At 53.9% G+C, this 21,455-nt stretch carries 16 protein-coding genes; all 16 read left to right on the forward strand.

Going from position 1 to position 21,455, the window contains the following annotated elements:
* Positions 1–50: 50 nt before the first annotated feature.
* A complete protein-coding gene (gene mutL, locus AC3RPL_RS24905) occupies positions 51–1,931 on the forward strand; it encodes a DNA mismatch repair endonuclease MutL (RefSeq protein WP_490741935.1) in 1,881 nt (626 codons plus the stop codon).
* The gene (gene miaA, locus AC3RPL_RS24910; RefSeq protein WP_490741936.1) at positions 1,924–2,874 is read left to right on the forward strand and encodes a tRNA (adenosine(37)-N6)-dimethylallyltransferase MiaA; all 951 of its coding nucleotides are present in this window, start codon (positions 1,924–1,926) and stop codon (positions 2,872–2,874) included. Before mutL ends, miaA begins: the two co-directional genes overlap by 8 nt.
* 100 nt (positions 2,875–2,974) lie before the next feature.
* Positions 2,975–3,286: an RNA chaperone Hfq gene (hfq, locus tag AC3RPL_RS24915; protein ID WP_034939922.1), complete on the forward strand. Its 312-nt coding sequence runs from the start codon at positions 2,975–2,977 to the stop codon at positions 3,284–3,286.
* Positions 3,287–3,482: 196 nt separating this feature from the next.
* Complete coding sequence (gene hflX / locus AC3RPL_RS24920) at positions 3,483–4,763, forward strand: ribosome rescue GTPase HflX (RefSeq protein WP_034939917.1); 1,281 nt, start codon at positions 3,483–3,485, stop codon at positions 4,761–4,763.
* 66 nt (positions 4,764–4,829) lie between these two features.
* Positions 4,830–6,071, forward strand: a complete 1,242-nt coding sequence (gene hflK / locus AC3RPL_RS24925; RefSeq protein WP_490741937.1) for an FtsH protease activity modulator HflK — start codon at positions 4,830–4,832, stop codon at positions 6,069–6,071.
* A 3-nt stretch (positions 6,072–6,074) separates the two neighbouring features.
* A complete protein-coding gene (gene hflC, locus AC3RPL_RS24930) occupies positions 6,075–7,085 on the forward strand; it encodes a protease modulator HflC (RefSeq protein ID WP_261642397.1) in 1,011 nt (336 codons plus the stop codon).
* 358 nt (positions 7,086–7,443) lie between these two features.
* Complete coding sequence (locus tag AC3RPL_RS24935; protein WP_490741938.1) at positions 7,444–8,640, forward strand: glycosyltransferase family protein; 1,197 nt, start codon at positions 7,444–7,446, stop codon at positions 8,638–8,640.
* Complete coding sequence (locus AC3RPL_RS24940) at positions 8,637–9,860, forward strand: glycosyltransferase family 4 protein (RefSeq protein ID WP_490741939.1); 1,224 nt, start codon at positions 8,637–8,639, stop codon at positions 9,858–9,860. The genes AC3RPL_RS24935 and AC3RPL_RS24940 overlap by 4 nt, the downstream gene beginning before the upstream one ends.
* A 13-nt stretch (positions 9,861–9,873) precedes the next feature.
* Complete coding sequence (locus AC3RPL_RS24945) at positions 9,874–11,046, forward strand: glycosyltransferase family 4 protein (RefSeq protein WP_490741940.1); 1,173 nt, start codon at positions 9,874–9,876, stop codon at positions 11,044–11,046.
* Positions 11,043–12,869 (forward strand): ABC transporter ATP-binding protein, encoded by a 1,827-nt coding sequence (locus AC3RPL_RS24950; protein WP_490741941.1) that lies wholly within the window; start codon positions 11,043–11,045, stop codon positions 12,867–12,869. Before AC3RPL_RS24945 ends, AC3RPL_RS24950 begins: the two co-directional genes overlap by 4 nt.
* Before the next feature lie 15 nt (positions 12,870–12,884).
* Positions 12,885–15,161, forward strand: coding sequence for a phosphotransferase family protein (locus AC3RPL_RS24955; protein WP_490741942.1), 2,277 nt, complete (start codon positions 12,885–12,887; stop codon positions 15,159–15,161).
* The gene (locus tag AC3RPL_RS24960; RefSeq protein WP_490741943.1) at positions 15,158–16,480 is read left to right on the forward strand and encodes an alginate export family protein; all 1,323 of its coding nucleotides are present in this window, start codon (positions 15,158–15,160) and stop codon (positions 16,478–16,480) included. The genes AC3RPL_RS24955 and AC3RPL_RS24960 overlap by 4 nt, the downstream gene beginning before the upstream one ends.
* Before the next feature lie 215 nt (positions 16,481–16,695).
* A complete protein-coding gene (locus tag AC3RPL_RS24965; RefSeq protein WP_034939900.1) occupies positions 16,696–16,899 on the forward strand; it encodes a DUF2065 domain-containing protein in 204 nt (67 codons plus the stop codon).
* A 117-nt stretch (positions 16,900–17,016) separates the two neighbouring features.
* The gene (locus AC3RPL_RS24970; RefSeq protein ID WP_490741944.1) at positions 17,017–18,315 is read left to right on the forward strand and encodes an adenylosuccinate synthase; all 1,299 of its coding nucleotides are present in this window, start codon (positions 17,017–17,019) and stop codon (positions 18,313–18,315) included.
* 194 nt (positions 18,316–18,509) lie between these two features.
* A complete protein-coding gene (nsrR, locus tag AC3RPL_RS24975; RefSeq protein ID WP_490741945.1) occupies positions 18,510–18,956 on the forward strand; it encodes a nitric oxide-sensing transcriptional repressor NsrR in 447 nt (148 codons plus the stop codon).
* A 16-nt stretch (positions 18,957–18,972) separates the two neighbouring features.
* A complete protein-coding gene (rnr, locus tag AC3RPL_RS24980) occupies positions 18,973–21,417 on the forward strand; it encodes a ribonuclease R (protein ID WP_490741946.1) in 2,445 nt (814 codons plus the stop codon).
* Positions 21,418–21,455 lie beyond the last annotated feature (38 nt).

A 21,455-nucleotide genomic window follows, 5' to 3' on the forward strand; every position in this document is an offset into this window, starting at 1 on the left:
ACGGAATGACCGATTCTCTGTCTCATTATTGAACAGCAAGGAATTTCATTATGCCGATTCAGGTGTTACCTCCCCAACTGGCTAACCAGATAGCGGCGGGTGAAGTGGTTGAACGTCCGGCGTCGGTGGTGAAAGAGCTGGTTGAAAACAGCCTGGATGCCGGAGCGACCCGGATTGATATTGAAATTGAAAAAGGTGGCGCAAAACTGATCCGCATCCGTGATAACGGCTGTGGTATTGGAAAAGATGAGCTGGCGATGGCGCTGGCTCGCCACGCCACCAGTAAAATCGCCACGCTCGACGATCTGGAAGCCATTATGAGTCTCGGTTTTCGGGGCGAAGCGTTAGCCAGTATCAGTTCTGTATCCCGCCTGACGCTGACTTCGCGGACCACAGCGCAAGCTGAAGCATGGCAGGCCTATGCGGAAGGACGCAATATGGAGGTGAGCATCAGGCCTGCCGCCCATCCGCCCGGCAGTACGCTGGAAGTGCTGGACCTGTTCTACAACACCCCCGCCCGTCGTAAATTTATGCGTACTGAAAAGACCGAATTTACGCATATCGACGAAATCATTCGGCGCATTGCACTGGCGCGCTTTGATGTGGCCTTCTCACTCAGTCATAACGGTAAGCTGGTGCGGCAGTACCGTGGCGTAACTGAAAACAGTCAGCGCGAGCGACGACTGGGTTCGATTTGTGGCACGGCATTTCTCAACCACGCGCTGACGATTGAGTGGCAGCATGGTGACCTGGCGCTACACGGCTGGGTGGCCGATCCTGCTGGTTCCAGGAGTATCACCGACCTGCAATATTGCTATGTCAATGGCCGGATGATGCGTGACCGACTGATCAACCATGCTATTCGCCAGGCTTATCAGGATAAGCTGGGCGATGAGCATCAACCTGCCTATGTTCTCTACCTGCAAATTGATCCCCATCAGGTCGATGTCAACGTGCATCCGGCCAAGCATGAAGTGCGCTTTCACCAATCCAGGCTGGTGCATGATTTCATTTATCAGGGGGTGAGCAGCGTTCTTCAGCATACCGGGGCTGAAGTCCTGCCTGCGGTTGAAGCACCCGCCGGGCGCTGGCAGCCAGAAAATCGTCAGGCTGCCGGAACAAATCACTTTGCCTCCACTGCCCCGCCGGAAACTCATGAGGTCAGAGAGAGCACGCCAGCTCAGTGGCAGGCTAAGACAGGAACCAAAACGGCATCCGGCAGTTGGCCACGACAGGAACCGGCGTATCAAAAAAGGGAGGGGGCGGCATATCAGCAATTGCTGCAAACCCAACCGCAACCTGCGGAAAGCCACAGTGCCTTAGCAAAGAATCATCCTGTTTCATCCGATGCCGTACAGGCTCCGTTAAGTGGCCACAGCCAGAGCTTTGGACGGGTGCTGGCAGTGATGAGGGAAAGTTATGCGCTGGTGGAGACGAAGGGGAGTCTGGCGCTGATCTCGTTAATAGTGGCCGATCGCTGGCTGAAGCAGGCGCAGCTGGATCCCGGTAAAGAGGGATTAAAAGCGCAGCCGTTGCTCATCCCGGTACGAATCAGGGCAGATAAAGCAGAACGTGATGCGCTTGAACGCTACTCATCCCTGTTGATTCAGATGGGGATTGAACTGTTGCCTGACGGGCAACACGTCACGCTGCGCGCTGTACCTTTACCATTGCGACAACAAAATTTACAAAACTTGATTGCAGACCTGTTAGGCTATCTCGCCCGACAACAGGATGTATCGGCGAGCCAGATGGTGCAATGGTTAGCACGGCATTCGGTAGTCGAACAACCGCACTGGAATCACTCGCAGGCGATAGCATTGCTGGCTGAAGTCGAAAGGCTTTGCCCACAACTGGTTACATCGCCACCTTCTGGCTTAGTACAACACGTTGATATTGAACTGGCGATGAACGCCCTGAAGCATGAGTGAAACTGGTAAGGCTGGCCGCCCAAAGGCCATTTTTTTGATGGGGCCAACGGCCTCCGGTAAAACAGCGCTGGCAATAGCTTTGCGTCAGCAGTTGCCGGTTGAGTTGATTAGTGTTGATTCAGCGCTGATTTATCGGGGAATGGATGTCGGTACAGCCAAACCTTCTGCGCAGGAGCTGCGGTTGGCACCTCATCGTTTGCTGGACATCCGTGACCCTGCTGAAGTGTATTCGGCAGCAGAGTTTCGTCGGGATGCGCTGGCAGAAATGGCTGACATTACCCAAAGTGGGCGTATTCCGTTGCTTGTTGGTGGCACCATGCTCTATTACAAAGCGCTGCTGGAAGGATTGTCGCCGTTGCCCCAGGCAGATCCGCAAGTGCGCCAGCATATAGAGCAAATGGCAAGTGAGAAGGGGTGGGATGCCCTTCACCGTCAGTTATGTGGCATAGATCCCACGGCTGGAAATCGTATTCATCCGAATGATCCCCAGAGACTCTCGCGAGCACTGGAAGTTTTTTTTATTTCGGGTAAAACTTTAACGGAGCTGACTAAAACGTCCGGTGAGGCTTTGCCATACGATGTTGTCCAGTTTGCGATTGCTCCCCGGCAACGTGAGCTCATTCATCAGCGTATTGAGTCGCGTTTTCAGCAGATGTTAGCGTCAGGGTTTGAAACAGAAGCTCGTGAGCTGTTCGCACGGGGTGATTTGCATACGGATATGCCTTCCATTCGTTGTGTTGGTTATCGTCAGATGTGGTCATATCTGTCAGGCGAAATCGATTACGATGAAATGGTTTATCGGGGAATTTGTGCGACCCGGCAACTGGCTAAGCGTCAGATGACCTGGCTTCGTGGTTGGGAGGGTGTCCACTGGTTGGACAGCGAACATCCTGATGCCGCGCTGGCTGATGTGTTACAGGTTCTTAGTGCGAAGCCTGGGTGATTGTGTACAATTGGTACGTTATCGTGCGCAAATTTTTACGCAGTTTTTCAGGGCGAAGGCCCTTAAGTAGTAAACAACAAGCATATAAGGAAAAGATAGAATGGCTAAGGGGCAATCATTGCAAGATCCGTTCTTGAACGCACTGCGTCGTGAACGTGTTCCGGTTTCGATTTATTTGGTAAACGGTATCAAACTACAGGGCCAGATCGAGTCGTTTGATCAATTTGTTATTTTATTGAAGAACACGGTGAGCCAGATGGTGTACAAACATGCTATCTCTACCGTTGTTCCGTCCCGTCCGGTTTCCCATCACAGTAACAACGCGGGTGGCGGAAGCAATAACTATCATCACGGTGGCAGTAATCAGGGGGCTTCTTCTCAGCCTCAGCAAGACGGTGAAGACGCAGAGTAAACACTGTTTTCAGGACGGGTCCCGCAGGTTTTCCTGGCTCCGTCATGGCAATCTTCTTTTCGCTCGATCTGGCCCATCATTCTGACGTGGCTAAGATGATGCTCTTAAGACGTCGTTTAACGCGCATTTTGACTCTGATTCAACGTAGTGTGGCCATCGCGTAGCAGATATAACAAGGTTCTGAGAGGTTATAAGTTTGTTTGACCGTTATGATGCTGGTGAGCAGGCCGTACTGGTTCACATCTACTTTTCCCAGGACAAAGATATGGAAGATCTTCAGGAATTCGAAACCCTGGTGTCTTCTGCGGGCGTGGATGCGCTGAGGGTGGTGACAGGCAGCCGTAAAGCCCCCCATCCCAAATATTTTGTCGGTGAAGGAAAGGCTGTTGAGATTGCTGAGGCAGTAAAAAGCAGCGGCGCGTCAGTGGTGCTGTTTGATCATGCCCTCAGCCCGGCCCAGGAACGTAATCTGGAAGCACTGTGCGAATGCCGTGTTATCGACCGCACTGGGCTTATTCTCGATATCTTTGCCCAACGGGCGCGAACTCATGAAGGTAAATTGCAGGTAGAGCTGGCTCAGCTTCGCCATCTGGCCACGCGACTGGTTCGCGGATGGACTCACCTTGAGCGCCAGAAAGGGGGTATTGGTCTGCGTGGGCCGGGTGAAACCCAGCTTGAAACCGACCGTCGCCTGTTGCGCAATCGTATTACCCTAATCCTTTCCCGCCTTGAGCGGGTAGAAAAACAGCGTGATCAGGGCAGACAGGCCCGTAACAAAGCGGACGTGCCAACAATCTCGCTGGTTGGTTATACCAACGCCGGTAAATCCACCCTGTTTAACTGTCTGACCTCAGCAGAGGTTTATGCTGCCGATCAGCTGTTTGCCACCCTGGACCCGACCCTTCGCAGAATCGACGTCGCAGATGTCGGGGAAGTGGTGCTGGCTGATACGGTAGGCTTTATTCGCCATCTGCCCCATGACCTGGTTGCAGCATTCAAGGCCACCTTGCAGGAAACCCGGCAGGCAACGCTGTTGTTGCATGTGATTGATGCGGCAGACCTGCGCATTGATGAGAATATCGCGGCGGTGGAGGACGTTCTGACAGAGATTGAATCTGATGAGATCCCCACGCTGCAAATAATGAACAAAATCGACATGCTGGAGAACTTTGTTCCCAGAATTGATCGTAACGAAGAGAATCTGCCCGTTCGCGTTTGGCTGTCCGCGCAAACGGGCGAGGGCGTTCCGCTGTTGTTCCAGGCGCTGACCGAGCGACTGGCGGGGGAAATTGCCGAATATGCATTACGTTTGCCGCCAGAGGCAGGGCGGCTGCGCAGCCGTTTTTATCAGTTGCAGGCGATCGAAAAAGAGTGGAATGAGGATGATGGCAGCGTGGGGTTGGCTGTGCGTATGCCTGTTGTCGACTGGCGGCGACTGTGTAAACAGGAGCCAGGGCTGGTGAATTACATTGTTTAGCGATTTGGCCTGATGCCTGTCCCGGCTTTGGGACGACACCGCACACACTAATAATGGAGCACAAACATGGCGTGGAATCAGCCCGGTAATAACGGACAGGACCGCGACCCGTGGGGAAGCAGCAATAATCAAGGCGGCAACTCTGGGGGAAACAAAGGAGGTCGTGACAAAGGGCCACCTGATTTGGATGATATCTTTCGCAAGCTGAGCAAAAAGCTGGGTGGTTTTGGCGGCGGTAAAAGCGGCGGGCAGAAAACTCCGGGATTTGGTAGTCGGGCCATAGGTATTGTGGTGGTCGCTGCCGTGGTGATTTGGGCAGGGAGCGGCTTTTATACCATTAAAGAGGCGGAGCGCGGAGTGGTAACGCGCTTTGGTAAGTTCAGCCATCTGGTCGAGCCAGGGCTTAACTGGAAACCGACTTTTATCGATGAGGTCCGTGCGGTCAATGTCGAAGCCGTTCGTGAACTGGCTGCCTCAGGCACCATGTTGACTTCAGATGAAAACGTCGTGCGGGTTGAGATGAACGTGCAGTACCGCGTAACGAATCCTGAGCGATATCTGTTCGCGGTGACCAGTGCTGATGACAGTCTGCGCCAGGCTACCGACAGTGCCCTGCGCGGGGTAATTGGTCGCTCAACCATGGATCGTATCCTGACTGAGGGTCGTACGGTGGTGCGCAGTGATACTCAGCGTGAGCTGGAGGAAACGATTCGTCCTTACGATATGGGGATCACCCTGTTGGACGTTAACTTCCAGGCAGCCCGTCCACCTGAAGAGGTGAAGGCCGCGTTCGACGATGCTATCGCCGCACGTGAAAATCGGGAACAGTACGTGCGTGAGGCCGAAGCTTACGCTAATGAAGTACAACCACGTGCGAATGGTCAGGCGCAACGTATTCTGGAAGAGGCGAGGGCGTACAAAACCCGCACGGTGCTGGAAGCTCAGGGGGAAGTGGATCGCTTTGCACGGATTCTGCCGGAGTATAAATCTGCGCCACAAATCACTCGCGAACGTCTGTACATTGAAACTATGGAGAGCGTGCTCAGCCATACCCGTAAAGTGCTGGTCAATGACAAGGGTAGTAACCTGATGGTATTACCGCTGGATCAACTGATGCGCGGTCAGGGTGGTGTAAAAACCAGCACGGCACAGGATGGCGGCAGTAACAGTCTGCTTCGCCTGCCTCCGGCTACCAGTAACGGTGATGTCAGTAGTAACAACAGCTCATCAACCGGTTCGGCCAGTTTCATGGATCAGCGCAGGGCAAATGCTCAGCGCAACGATACCCAGCGCGCAGGGGGAGAGTAAGCGATGCGTAAGCCATTAATCATAGTGCTGATTGTTGTACTGGTGGTGCTCTACGCGTCACTGTTTGTTGTGCAGGAAGGCCAGCGTGGCATCGTGATGCGTTTTGGCAAGGTCCTGCGTGACAGCGAGAACAAGCCACTGGTCTATGAACCGGGTCTGCATTTCAAGATTCCATTCCTCGAGTCGGTGAAGTCGCTGGATGCACGTATTCAGACCATGGACAACCAGGCGGACCGTTTTGTCACCAAAGAGAAAAAAGACCTGATCGTTGATTCCTACATCAAGTGGCGCATTAGCGACTTCAGCCGTTACTACCTGGCTACTGGCGGTGGCGATGTTTCTCAGGCTGAAGTGCTGTTAAAACGCAAATTCAGTGACCGTCTGCGTTCTGAAATCGGGCGTCTGGATGTAAAAGATATCGTTACAGATTCCCGTGGACGGCTGACGACGGACGTTCGGGATGCGCTGAATACCGGAAGTGCCGGTCAGGATGACGAGATTGCCACCCCGGCAGCGGATGATGCTATCGCTTCAGTGGCGGCTCGTGTGGAGCGTGAGACCACCAGCAAAGAGCCAGCAATTAATCCAAACAGTATGGCGGCGCTGGGGATTCAGGTGATGGATGTGCGCATCAAGCAGATCAACCTACCTACCGAAGTGTCTGATGCGATCTACAACCGTATGCGCGCCGAACGTGAGGCTGTTGCCCGTAGCCAGCGTTCTCAGGGACAGGAAGAGGCCGAAAAACTGCGGGCTACCGCTGATTACGAAGTGACGCGCACGCTGGCAGAAGCTCAGCGTACGGCCCTGATCACCCGTGGTGAGGGGGATGCGGAAGCCGCTAAACTGTTTGCTGATGCTTTCAGCCAGGATCCGGACTTTTATGCCTTTATTCGTAGCTTACGAGCCTATGAAAACAGCTTCAGAAATAATCAGGATGTCATGGTGCTGAGCCCGGACAGTGATTTCTTCCGCTTTATGAAATCGCCTGCCAGCAGTGCTAACGGTCACTGATTAAGTTGGCATTAACATAAACCGGGAATAGTTATATTCCCGGTTTTTTTTGTTTATTTCTGACTAAATTTTTTATTCCAGGTGCTTTACTGAAAATTATTAAATATCGTGTCAGACATATTTAATAATTCCCTGCATATATTTGGGTATTTTTGCCATTGACGCTGACGGATGGTTTGTGTAGCCTCTTCTTCTCTAATGTTCTTTCTGGATTAATTACAGGTAATTAATTGCTGTGCGATTATTTCAGCAAGCTGAATGCCGTTGGTAATAATGAAGGGCATTATTATCAGATTGAAAATATTGCGGTGCCTGCGGTAATACAAGGATTGTTTCATCAAAAAAAGGATGATGGGAAATGGATGTTTCCGGCAGGAGAAAACGGCCACCTCGCTGCGTATTTTATTCGCACGATACTATGGGCTTTGGGCATATTCGTCGAAATATGTTGCTCAGTCAGACTGTTCTCAAAGCTTGCCCCGATGCTGAGGTCTTGCTGATCTCAGGGGTACGGGAAGCGGGAAGCTTTGCGCTTCCCGCCGGAGCAGACTCTCTCATTCTCCCCTCTTATATTAAGACGTCAGAAGGAAAGTATTTACCCCGTTCATTAGGAAAAGATGTTAAGTCGCTGGTTCGATTGCGTTCGCAATTAATTTATGCAGCGTTGAATGCCTTCTCCCCGGATATGATGGTGGTGGATAATGTTCCTCGTGGGGCGATGCGTGAATTAGATCTTAGTCTTCCGCTGCTAACTAAAAAGAAAACGCATATGGTTTTAGGACTAAGGGATATTATTGACAGTCCTGAAGCAGTAAAAAAACAGTGGAGTAAACAGGATAATACTTCAGCTATTAATTTGTTTTATTCCACAATTTGGGTTTACAGCGATAAGACACTGTATGATTTGCGTAAGGAATATTTTTCGGCTTTATCCTTCAGGCAAAAAATAGCCTTCACGGGTTACCTTGATGCTTCAAATCGTCATCGAGTGACCGCATACAGCCCCTCTTCTCATTCTTCTCCTTATTTACTTTGTCTGGTGGGCGGCGGTCAGGATGGTTTCCACCTTGCTGAAACTTTCGCCAGGGCAGAATTTCCCGTCGGCGTCCGGGGCATCCTGGTCACGGGGTCAATGATGCCTCCAGCGCAAAGAAAGGCGCTGAGCCAGCTGGTTGTGCAACGTCCCCATATGAAAATGCTGGAGTTCGTTGCAGAACCGCTGAGTTTACTGCGTGATGCCCGTGCCGTGGTGGCGATGGGAGGATACAACACGGTGATAGAGATTCTTACCCTCAACAAGAATGCGCTGATTGTACCCCGGATCGATCCCCGACAGGAGCAGTGGATCAGAGCTGAGCGGCTGGCTCAACGGGGCCTGATTGACTGCATCCATCCCCACCAACTGACGGTCGGTCTATTGAGCCGCTGGCTGGCACGGCAGCATCACTTTGCCGATCCGCGTGAACTCCTCGATTTTGGCGGGCTGGATTATATCGGCGAAAGCGTGCGTAGCATCCTTGCGGACAGAGTAACAACCAAGGAGCGTGTGTCATGAAGGTAACGCCGTTGCGGGTGGGATATGTTTTAAAGCGTTATCCCCGTTTTTCGGAGACTTTTGTGGTTAACGAAATTCTGGCTCATGAACGGGCAGGGATGCAGGTGGATATTTTTGCTCTTGGACCGGTAATGGAAACCTGGTTTCAGGCGGATATTGGCAAAGTATGCTCCCCGCTGATTCGCCTGCGGGATAAACAGCGCAATGTGGACGCTTTCTGGCTGTTGCTCAGCGATGCGCTGACCAGCCTGACGGGTTTTACTGAAAAGCTGAGAGATGAAAAAAACCACGACGTGCACGAACTGGCGCAGGGCATTGAGTTAGCACTGTTGATACAGCAAAGAAAAATCACCCATCTGCATGCGCATTTTGCCACTCAGGCTGCGACGGTTGCCCGGCTGGCGGCAAAATTCAGCGGCATAAGCTGGACTCTGACCGCGCATGCAAAAGACATTTACTTCCACTATCCGCAGGATATCCAACTGGCGCTTAAGCTGCGTGATGCCCGCCACGTGGTTACCGTCTCTGACTACAATCTGCGCTGGCTGTGTGAGCAGCACGGCGCTGCCCGGCAAAAAATCCGACGTATTTACAATGGTCTGGCACTGGCGCAATTTCCGTGGCGATCGCCTTACCAGCGTCCGCCAGAAATCGTTGCAGCTGGCCGCCTGGTGGCTAAAAAAGGTTTTTTATTACTGGTCGATGCGCTGCGACTGATGAAAACAAGGGGTATCGCGTTTCACTGCACGCTAATCGGTGACGGGCCATTGCGCGAACCGCTGGCTGATAGCATTGCGCGTGCCGGGCTGGAGTCGCAGGTTAGCCTGACCGGCGCGATTTCGCGTGATCGGGTGGCGGAGGCGATACAAGGTGCCGCCGTGGTCGTTGCTCCCTGTATCGTGAGTGAGGATGGCGACCGCGATGGTTTGCCGACCATTCTGGTCGAGGCGATGGCGCTGGGCACGCCGGTTATCTCCACTCGCGTGGCCGGTATCCCTGAACTGGTCTGCGATCGGCAAACGGGGTTGTGCGTAGCGCCGGATAATATTGATGAGCTGGCGCAGGCGATAACCTGCCTGTTGCTGGACGCGGATATCAGGGAAAAACTTTCACGTCAGGCAAGGGAAAAAATTGTCAGGGAGTATGACGTGGACCGTAATACCGCCGAATTAAGGGCCCTGTTTGCTCAGGAGCCACAAGCGTCCGCCAGCCACGGTTAAAAAGGAATTTACTATGCGCATAGCATACGTCTGTGCCGATGCCGGTATTCCGGTGTTTGGTTGTAAAGGGGCCTCGGTTCACGTTCAGGAAGTACTGCGTGCGCTGGTAAAAAAAGGGGCCAGCGTGGTTCTGTTTGCCAGCCGGTTTGGTGGCAATCCGCCACCTGACCTGCGCTCTGTCCAGCTCTGTTCACTGCCAGCTATTCCCGGAAAGGATGCGCAGCTTCGCGCCAGAGTCGCGTTGGAAAGCAACCAGCAGCTGGCTGAGGCACTGCAACAGCGGGGGCCATTCGATCTGGTTTATGAGCGTTATTCCCTGTGGAGTTATGCCGCGCTGGAGTATGCCAGCCGTCAGGGCTGGAAGACGGTTCTGGAAGTGAATGCCCCATTAATTGAAGAGCAGCGCAACTACCGTCAGATGGTCGCCGAAGAGAAAGCCAGTCAGGTATTACGCCGGTTAATGGTAAGCGCAGCAGTGATTATCGCGGTATCACCCGGGGTAAAAGCGTACCTGAATGACTTTTTTCCTTCAGCAGAAAACATCCATGTGATCGCGAATGGTGTTGATTCTCAGCGCTTTACCCCTGCGGTTCGCCAGTCGCTGAGCAGCGTCCCGCAGGACGCGGTGGTGATTGGCTTTCTGGGCACGCTGAAACCCTGGCATGGGGTGGATACGCTGATAGCGGCGTTTGCACAGCTCCATTCGCAGCGTCCCCATACCCGGCTGCTGATTGTGGGTGATGGGCCGGAAAAAGCGCGGCTGAGTGAACAGGTTGCAGACACTCGCCTGCTGGCCGACGTTATCTTCACGGGCCGTGTGGAACCTGCCGGTGTGCCGCAATGGCTTGCCCTGATGGATATTGCCGTTGCACCTTATCCCGAGCTGGCGGGGTTCTACTTCTCACCGTTGAAGATATACGAGTATATGGCATCCGGGCTACCGGTTGTGGCCTCGCGCGTGGGGCATCTTGCCGAAGTGATAAGCCACGACGAAACCGGGTTACTGGTTGCACCGGATAAACCGGCTGAACTGGCCAGAACATTGCAGCAGCTGGTGGACGATCCCGCCTGGCGTAAACGGCTGGGCGAGGCGGCCAGCCAACATGTGCTTCATTGCCACAGTTGGCTGGCGGTGGTCGATGAGATTTTACGACTGGTCGGGCTGAACACGGGCAGGAAGGCATGATGAAATCCCATCCCTGGTTGCGGGTGGCCCGCCGTTTTTCGCCGTGGCTTCGTCAGCAACGCGGCTTAATTATTCAGGCACTCATTGCGCTGTTGCTCTCGACAGGGATGCGTCTGCTGGAGCCGTGGCCATTAGCATTTATTATTGACGATCTTCTCAATCAGCATGGCAGCCGAATTGAAAGTAAGCTGGATGCGTTGCTGCCCGAGATGAGCCTTGAGAACCTTCTGCTGCTTTGTGCCGCCTGTGTGGTGGTCATTGCCGCAGTCAAGGCAGGATTGAGCTATCTCAGCACCATCGGTCTGGCGGTCGCCGGAAGTCGGGTGATTAGTGGCGTGCGGCAGGAACTGTTCAACCATTTGCAACGACTCTCACTGACCTTTCATCAACAGGCAAAGACCGGCGACCTTACTACCCGGCTGGTGAATGACATCGGTATGCTTCGCGAGGCAATCATTACGGCGCTGGTGCCGCTGTTGGCGAACATGCTGATCCTGATTGGGATGTTCGCCATGATGCTGTACATCAACCTGCAAATGACGCTGTTGTCGCTGTTGCTGATGCCACTGATTATCTGGATCACCCGACAAACCAGCGGTAAAGTTCACAAGGTCAGTCGCGATCAGCGCAAACGTGAGGGCGCGCTGGCTGCCAGTACGGCAGAGTTTCTCGGTGCCATCGGCGTGGTGCAGGCGCTTTCGCTGGAAGCCGTTGCCGCCAGAAGCTTTGCCAGTGATGATGGTAAAAGCATGCAGCAAAACGTAAGGTCCCGCCGCCTGCTGGCCGGTCTTGAGCGTAAGGTCGATCTGATTATTGCTGTTGCCACCGCCATTGTGCTGTTTTACGGCGCAACCAACGTTCTCAAAGGGGGGATGTCGGCTGGCGATCTGCTGATCTCTGTCTCCTATCTGAAAAACTCCTTCCGGCCGGTACGTGAATACGCCCGGTACGCCGGGCGGCTGTCAAAAGCGCTGGCTGCCGGTGAACGTGTGGTCGCGCTGCTGGAAGAGAAGCCTGAAATAATTGACAGAGAGGATGCCACAGCGCTTCAGCGCGTGGAGGGCAACATCTGCTTTGAGAGGGTCAGTTTTGGCTACCCGTCCGCCAGCCGTTCCGGACAGAATACCCTGCACCAGATCAGTTTTTATCTGCGTTCAGGCGAGTCGCTTGCCATCGTTGGGCCTTCCGGCACGGGAAAGTCTACGCTGCTCAGTCTGCTGCTGCGGCTGTATGATCCCCAGGAAGGACGCATAACCATCGATGGTAAGGATCTGCGTCACTGCACGATAAAAAGCGTCCGGCAAAGCATCAGCTATGTTCCGCAGGACAATTTGCTGTTTGGGCTAAGCATCCGTGAAAACATCGCGCTGGCGACCACTGAAGCCGTTACGGACGAACAGATTTACGCCGCCGCCAGGCTGGCGAGGGCGCACGAATTTATCCTCAGGCAGCCAGACGGCTACGATACGATTCTGAGTGAGCGGGGAAACTTGCTGTCCGGTGGGCAACGTCAACGTATTTCTCTGGCCCGCGCAGCCATCCGATCTGCGCCTGTTCTGCTGTTTGATGAGCCGGCCACCGGGCTGGACAGTGAAAGCGAGCATCATCTTATCGCCGCGCTCAGCCAACTGATGGTTGACCGGACAACGCTGATCGTTACCCATAATCTCGCATTTGCTGCCCGTGCTCAGCGCATTATGGTGATTGATGAAGGTCAGGTCATGGAACTGGGAGCACATGCGCAGCTGCTGGCAAGTGGTGGGCGCTATGCCGAGCTGTGGGCTTTGCAACAGTCCGATGCACTTCGGCAGATAGCCATTTAATTAAGGAAAGAATCAATGTTACAGGACAGGGACGCTGAGATTGTCAGCCGCGATAAGACATTACCGGGGCTGGCCGCGTTACTCGACAGGCATCTGCTGCTGGAGAAACTGCGTGAGCTGCCGCAGTTCGCCACGCTTGAGGTACTGACAACAGAATATCTGCGTTATAAGCCAGCCAACAGTTGCGTTGCCTGTCTGCGTCTGCAATTTGCTGACGGGAGCGGCAACTACCTGTTTGCCAAGGCGCTGACGGCTGAGCGCTTTCGCGTTTCCTGGCAGCATCCAAAACGGCAGGCGCTGGTTACTGGCCAGCACCCGCAGGCACCGGTGGCACTGGCTGAATTCGCGATTATCCTGACTTACCCTCAGCACGATCGCGGCCTGCCGCATCTCTGGCTACTGAGTGATTCATCCCGACGTGATGCGCTGTTTCATCGCTGGTTGCCAGGGCTTTCCGCCAGCGCAGACATTACGCTAAAAATATTACGCTACAAACCTGAACGACGGCTGTTGGCCCTGCTGAGCAGCGATGGGCAGCCTCGCGCTGTGCTACGTTTTGCCAGCGCCAGCCGATATGAAGCGATGCTGGAAGGAAATAAGCTGGGCAATGCCACGGGTGAAATCAGGCTGCTGTCGGCACCCTGTGACTATCGCCTGTTAATCACCGAATGGATTGAAGGTGAAACATTGTGTCCTGAGCAGGGGGGGCACTTACCCGAAGGGGCAGCTTTTGCGATTGGGCAACAGCTGGCTGATCTGCATCTGCGTGAGCAATCGCACAGCAGTAAAACGAGGGTGCATGATGATATCGGCGACGTCTGGCGGGTACTCAATACGTTGCGCATGGTTGCCCCGCACCAGGAAGCGCTGCTCTCATCGCTGTTGAGTACGCTCAGCGAGCGGATGAGGGATGATACTTTTCATCCGGTGATCATCCATGGCGATTTTTCTGTGGACCAGATTGTCCGGCGCAAAACGGATGGGCGGTTACAGTTGATCGACTGGGATCGCTCCCGTCCGGGCAATCCAGCGGCCGATCTGGCCTCTTTTCAGGCCCGGCTGGAACTTCAGGTCATTGAACAGACGCTCAGCCCGGAGGGGGTTCGCCAGATCCTGGCGGCTTTTCATCAGGGATACCGTCAGCAGCAGGGCGTGATATCCCCGCATCTGAATGACCACGTTGCCCTGGCTTTGTTGCAACTTGCGGTTGAGCCGTTTCGTAAACGTTCGGCGGGCTGGCATGGTCAAATCGTTGCCCTGATACGCCGGGCACAGCAGCTGATGCTGTCGGTTGATCAACCTGTGCAGCCACTGCTGGACAGGGCGAAGATGGCCGGTGTGCTACAGAATGCACTTGGCTTATCCGCCGGGGCAACGCTGCTGGCTGTTGAAGCCTTATCTTATAAGCCTGGTCGCCGGGCCGTGCTGGAGTATCACTGGTACGATCCCGCAGCTGAACACGCCTTTTCGGTGGTGGCTAAATATCGCCACAAGGGCTATCAGCCTCATGGATTCCGGGTGCAGCAGGCACTATGGCTCGACGGCTTTGATCACACGGCGACCGTTGCCGTACCGCAACCTCGGGCGGTGATGGCTGATTTCTCGCTTTGGTTACAGCAGAAAATTGCCGGTCAGCGGATGACGGAGCTGCTCTCATCTGGTGGTCCGGATATGGGACATCTGGGTTACCTCAGTGGTAAAGCGCTGGCGACGATACAGCAAAGCCGCGCTGCCCTTCAGGCTGTATCGGCAACGCGCTGGACGATGGACGATGAGCTTCGGGTGCTGTGCCAGCGGCTCAGGACAACGGCTGAACAGCGGCCGGAGTGGGCAGACAGGATCCTTGCCGTCGCAAGGGGATGTGAACAGCTGGCACAGTTAATGATTCCGTCAGCAGAGGGTTTTATTCATCGTGATTTTTATCCGGCTCAACTGCTGCTGGCCGATCGCCCCACAGACCAGATTGTCGTTATCGATTTTGACCTTTCAACATACGGGCCGTTGGCTCTGGATGTCGGCAATTATCTTGCCCATGTGCAGGAGCAGGCGCTGCGTGAAACCGGCGATGAAAATGCGCTGCTACAGCACCAGCAGGCATTTATCTCTGGCTGGCAGGAGGTTTCCGGCCGACCTGAGGGGCAAAATATTGCTGTCCACACCACTCTGGCGCTGGCCCGCCTTATTGCCATCAGCCTGCTGTTTCCAGAAAGGCTGAACAGCACAGGACGATTGCTGACACTGTGCGAGGAGAAGCTTCGTCGGTTATTGCGCGACAGGGAGCAGGTAAAATGAAAATGAAAAAGTACGGTGCGCTTTTTCCACTCTCCCTTTTACTGCTGCTGCCGGAGGCTGGTGCAGTCAGCGAGACGTCCTCTGGCTATGTCCGACGGCATGAACGTGCGGCAAAGGATGAGGCGACATCTGTCAGCGCTCATCTGCGCGCCATTTTTGAGGCAAGACAACTGCGCAACAGCAAACTTCGCTATGGCGACAAGAAAACCAACAAAATTGAAGTTGAGCCAACCCTGCGTCTGAATGTAATTGGTTTTCGGGATCGGCCGCTCTCTTTTTTTAGTGAGATCGAGTTTATCCAAAAGAAAAAACGCCAGACTGGCAGTAGTACCACCACGACGGACACCCTCAACTTCAATCAGGCATGGCTGCAACTGGATAAGTCGCTGGTGCCGGGTGGCCGGGTACGGCTGGGACGCTGGCTGCTGCGCGATGAACGGGAGTGGCTGTTTGATGAAAATATAGATGGTCTGTATGCCCGCATCGGCGATGCGTTGGAAACTGAAGTGGGCCTCGGTCGTGTCAACTACTGGCAGCGTAATCTTCTCGACAGCAGTACGCGGGGCGACAGCACCAATCTTATGACTCTGCTTTCCCGTTATGAAATCAGCGATGGCTGGCGAGTGGGGGGCTATCTGGTCTGGCAGCACGACAGGTCTTCGGCCAAAAATCAGCGCCAGCTTAATGCGGGTCTGCGATCCTGGTCACCGCCGCGTGGCCCTTTCAATCACTGGCTGGAGGTCGGCACAGTCAGGGGACAACAGGAGCAGCAGGATTTGCGCGGTTATGCAGTGGATGCGGGCGCGACCTTCAGGCTGGAAACCCTTCCTCTGCAACCCCGCCTGACGCTGGGCTATGCATGGGGAAGTGGCGGCGGTGATGACAGCAGCAGACGTTATCGTCAGACCGGCTTACAGGGAAACGAGGCGACACAGGGCGGCCTGGTTAAATATAAAATCTACGGCGAAACGCTCGATCCGGAACTCACCAATATCCACATTCTGACGGCCGGCGCAGGCGTCAATCTGGCAAAAGATCTCTCTGCCGATCTGATCTACCACTATTACCGACAGCACAGCCTTGCGGCGTTGGTCAGCAATACCACCGACCTGGACGCAAAATATGACCGCATGACGACCAAAAAACTGGGATCGGCACTGGATCTGGTGTTGGGCTGGCGGCCACATCCGCAGGTCAGGTTGGAGGCCATCGCTGGCTGGTTTGCTCCGTCATCACGTTTTTATTCCGCTTTGGGCCGCAACAGTCCGACAGCCAGTAGCGCCAGCTCCTGGTGGATGAAGGCAGAAGTGCGCTTTTAAGCCATCCGGCAATACTTTTTAATCGCGGCACTGACTGTTGTCGCTTGTGGAGGGTCTGACATCCGGCGGGTAAGCGATGCCCCGGCGATCTGCCAGTACAGGACAACGGTGCGATATTAAAGCAGTCAGCGGGTGAATAATTCTTTCATTTTTCCGGCAGAACGCTGAAAAGCCGTGGCATACTACGGCTCTTTTTACCAGACCCTGAATGCACAATGAACACAACTATTCTGATGGCGCTGGCCCTGGTGCTGGTTTTGGAAGGCCTTGGGCCGCTGTTATCTCCACGGATCTGGCGGCGAATGATTCTCTCAATGGCGCAGTTACCGGATGCGCTTCTGCGTCGCTTTGGGGGTGGACTGGTGGTAGCAGGTGCTGTCATCTACTACATGGTTAGCGTGCGTCACGGTGGTAGCTGAGCAGATAATTGTGTGGCCGACGACCGGTAAAAAAGTACGCAATCGTATGCTAAAACAGCTGAAAGACGTTTTTTACGATGGTAGAATCCATTTTTAAGCAATCGGTGATTTTGACAAATGGGTAAGAACGTTGTCGTACTGGGCACCCAATGGGGTGACGAAGGTAAAGGTAAGATAGTTGACCTCCTGACGGAACGTGCGAAGTATGTAGTACGCTATCAGGGTGGCCATAACGCTGGCCATACGCTAGTCATCAACGGTGAGAAAACCGTCCTCCACTTAATTCCCTCTGGCATTCTGCGTGAAAACGTCACCAGCATCATCGGCAACGGTGTGGTGCTTTCTCCTGCCGCGTTAATGAAAGAGATGAAAGGCCTGGAAGATCGTGGTTTCCCTGTACGCGAGCGTCTGTTTATCTCTGAGGCCTGCCCGCTGATTCTGGAATATCACGTGGCGCTGGATGTGGCACGTGAAAAAGCCAGGGGTGCTAAAGCGATTGGCACCACGGGGCGTGGTATTGGACCGGCTTATGAAGATAAAGTCGCTCGTCGTGGCCTGCGCGTTGGCGATCTGTTTAATAAAGACAATTTCGCCGCCAAGCTGAAAGAAGTGATGGAATACCATAACTTCCAGTTAGTTCATTACTACAAAGAAGAAGCGGTTGATTACGACAAAGTGCTGGCGGATATGATGGCGGTTGCTGATATCCTGACCGGCATGGTGGTTGACGTTTCTGAACTGCTGGACAATGCCCGTAAAAACGGCGACCTGATCATGTTTGAAGGCGCACAAGGTACGCTGCTGGATATTGATCACGGCACCTATCCTTACGTGACTTCATCTAATACTACCGCAGGTGGTGTGGCAACGGGTTCTGGCATTGGTCCTCGCTATGTTGACTACGTGCTGGGCATTGTGAAAGCCTATTCCACTCGCGTCGGTGCGGGTCCGTTCCCCACAGAGCTGTTTGATGAAACCGGAGAATTTCTCTGTGCGAAGGGGAATGAGTTTGGGGCCACCACGGGCCGCCGTCGCCGTACAGGCTGGCTGGATGCAGTAGCCGTGCGTCGCGCTGTGCAGATTAACTCCCTTTCTGGTTTCTGTATGACCAAGCTGGACGTGCTGGATGGCCTGAAAGAAGTGAAAATTTGCGTAGCCTACCGCATGCCGGATGGTCGCGAAGTCACGACTACTCCGCTGGCAGCAGAAGGCTGGGAAGGTATTGAGCCGGTGTACGAAACCCTGCCCGGCTGGAGTGAAAACACCTTCGGTGTGAAAACCCGTGACGGTCTGCCGCAGGCCGCGCTTGATTATATCAAACGTGTTGAGGAAGTTACCGGCGTGCCCGTGGATATTATCTCCACCGGCCCGGACCGCAGTGAAACGATGATCCTGCGTGATCCCTTTGATGCCTGATGCGTTCTCTGAGGCCGGATATTTTCCGGCCTTATCTTCTGAAGATGTTCCTGCCCAGACTCACTTTCTTGCCCCTTGCTTAAATAAAATGACCTCGAATCAGCAGGCTGGTTTATCATCATTTATAACATACTCATTTTTGAGCGGATTATGACCGTGTCCGACCTGTTGACGATCGGCCTTTTGAGGTAACTGTGCAGCTAACAAGTTTCACTGATTATGGTCTGCGTGCGTTGATTTTTCTCGCTGCTCTCCCCGATGGTAAAATGACCAGCATTACCGAGGTGACGGCTGCTTATGGCGTGTCACGTCATCATATGGTCAAAATTATTAATCAGCTTAGTCGGACAGGTTATGTGGCGACGGTGCGGGGAAAAAAGGGGGGGATCCGGTTGGGCAAACCTGCCAGTGAAATTGTCATCGGTCAGGTGGTACGTAATCTGGAACCTCTGCAACTGATCCACTGCCACAGTGATTTTTGCCATATAACGTCCGCCTGTCGTCTGAAGAAGGCTTTGCAGGAAGCGGTGCAGAGTTTTCTCGCCGTTCTGGATAATTACACGCTGGCCGATTTGGTGGCTGAAAATTATCCGCTTTACCAATTATTGCAGATTGAAGCGCCTTCAATCCGCTATCGATGACAACGGAGGAACCGCTATGTCAAAAGATCCTTTTCAGGAACGGGAAGCAGAAAAATATGAAAATCCCATTCCCAGTCGCGAATTTATCCTCGCTCATTTAGATAAACGCGAAAAACCGGCCAGCCGTGAAGATCTGGCCATTGAGCTGTCCATTTCCGGTGAAGAGCAGACTGAAGCGCTGCGTCGACGCCTGCGGGCTATGGAACGTGACGGACAGCTGGTATTTACCCGCCGCCAGTGCTATGCCCTGCCTGAACGTCTGGACCTTTTACGTGGCAAAGTTATCGGCCATCGCGATGGTTTCGGCTTTTTGCGTATTGAGGGCAGCAAAGACGATCTGTACCTCTCCGCCGAGCAGATGAAAATGTGTATGCACGGTGACGTGATCCTTGCGCAGGCAATGGGTGCCGATCGTAAAGGTCGCCGCGAAGCGCGCGTGGTGCGTGTGCTTGAACCGCGTAACAACCAGATTGTCGGACGTTACTTTACCGAAGCGGGCGTCGGTTTTGTGGTGCCCGATGACAGCCGCCTGAGCTTTGATATTTTGATCCCCCAGGAGGAGCTGAAAGGTGCCCGGATGGGGTTTGTGGTGGTGGTGGAGCTGATGCAGCGGCCAACCCGCCGCAGCAAAGCGGTCGGTAAAGTGGTGGAAGTGCTGGGTGACAATATGGGCACCGGGATGGCCGTCGAAATGGCGTTGCGCACCCATGATATTCCTCACGCCTGGCCGGAAGAGTTGCAAAATCAGATTGCCGGTCTGAAAGAAGAAGTACCGGAAAAAGCCAAAGCCGGGCGGGTCGATCTGCGCGATCTGCCGCTGGTGACCATTGATGGCGAAGATGCCCGTGATTTTGATGATGCCGTATTCTGTGAAAGAAAACGTGGGGGTGGCTGGCGTCTTTGGGTGGCTATCGCTGATGTCAGCTACTATGTTCGTCCCGGCACGCCACTGGACGATGAGGCGGTGAACCGGGGAACCTCGGTTTATTTCCCGTCACAGGTAGTGCCGATGCTGCCTGAAGTATTGTCCAACGGCTTGTGTTCACTCAACCCACAGGTTGATCGTTTGTGCATGGTCTGTGAGATGACCATCTCCGCCACCGGTAAGTTGACGGGGTACAAGCATTACGAAGCGGTGATGAACTCCTGGGCGCGTCTGACCTATAACAAAGTCTGGAGCATTCTTCAGGGCGATCAACCGCTGCGTAAGCAGTATCAGCCACTGGTGAAAGACCTGGAAGAGCTACACCGCATGTACCTGGTGCTGGAAAAAGCCCGTGAGCAGCGCGGCGGCATTTCGTTTGAAACCGACGAAGCCAAATTTATCTTTAACGCTGACCGCCGAATCGAACGTGTCGAGCAGGTTTCCCGCAATGATGCGCACAAGCTGATCGAAGAGTGCATGATCCTGGCTAACATCGCCTCAGCCCGCTACGTTGAGAAGAATAATGAACCTGCATTGTTCCGCGATCATGACCGCCCCAGTGAAGAAAACATCCGCAGTTTCCGTTCGGTGCTGAATGAACTGGGGCTGACGTTGGGAGGGGGAAACAAACCCCATCCGTTGGATTATGCTGAACTGCTGACGCAGATCGCCAGCCGTCCTGACGCTGAAATGCTGCAAACCATGCTGCTGCGGTCAATGAAACAGGCGGTGTACGATCCGGAAAACCGTGGGCACTTTGGTCTGGCGCTGGCTTCCTACGCGCACTTTACCTCGCCTATCCGCCGCTATCCTGACCTGCTGTTGCATCGGGCAATCAAGTATCTGCTGGCCAAAGAGAAAGGCGCTTTTGAAGGGAATACCACGCCAACCGGCGGCGTTCATTATGATTTACAGCAGATGTTGCAATTTGGTCAGCACTGCTCAATGACCGAACGCCGGGCTGATGAGGCCACCCGCGATGTGGCTGACTGGCTGAAGTGTGATTTTATGCAGGACCAGGTAGGAGAAACCTTCACCGGGGTCATCTCCAGCGTAACCGGGTTTGGCTTCTTTGTTCGTCTGACCGATCTGTTTATTGATGGTCTGGTGCATGTGTCCACCCTTGATAATGACTACTATCGCTTTGATGCGGTGGGGCAGCGGCTGATTGGCGAGTCGGGTGGCAGAACATACCGACTTGGCGACACAGTAGAAGTGCGGGTCGATGCGGTGCACATGGATGAACGCAAAATCGATTTCGCATTGATATCAAGCTCCCGGAAGCCTCGTGGAGAAGGTAAGACCGAGCGCGAACGGGCCAAAAAGGATAGCGGGCAGTATCAGGGTAAACGTCGCCGCAACCAGAGTAAAAAAGCCAACTTTGAGCCGGACAGTGCCTTTCGTTCCGCTAAAGAACAGCAGAGTAACGGCGCGAAAAAAGAGAAAAAAGCCAAAAAACCGTCGGACAAAAGCCGTAAAATCGCCGCCGCGACGCGCTCAAAGCGCGCAGCTAAAAAGTCTGACACAACGGCCTGATCTCAGGTGCGTTCTGAAGAGCAGTGATTACGCGCCCG

It is taken from the genome of Erwinia papayae (assembly GCF_058241465.1).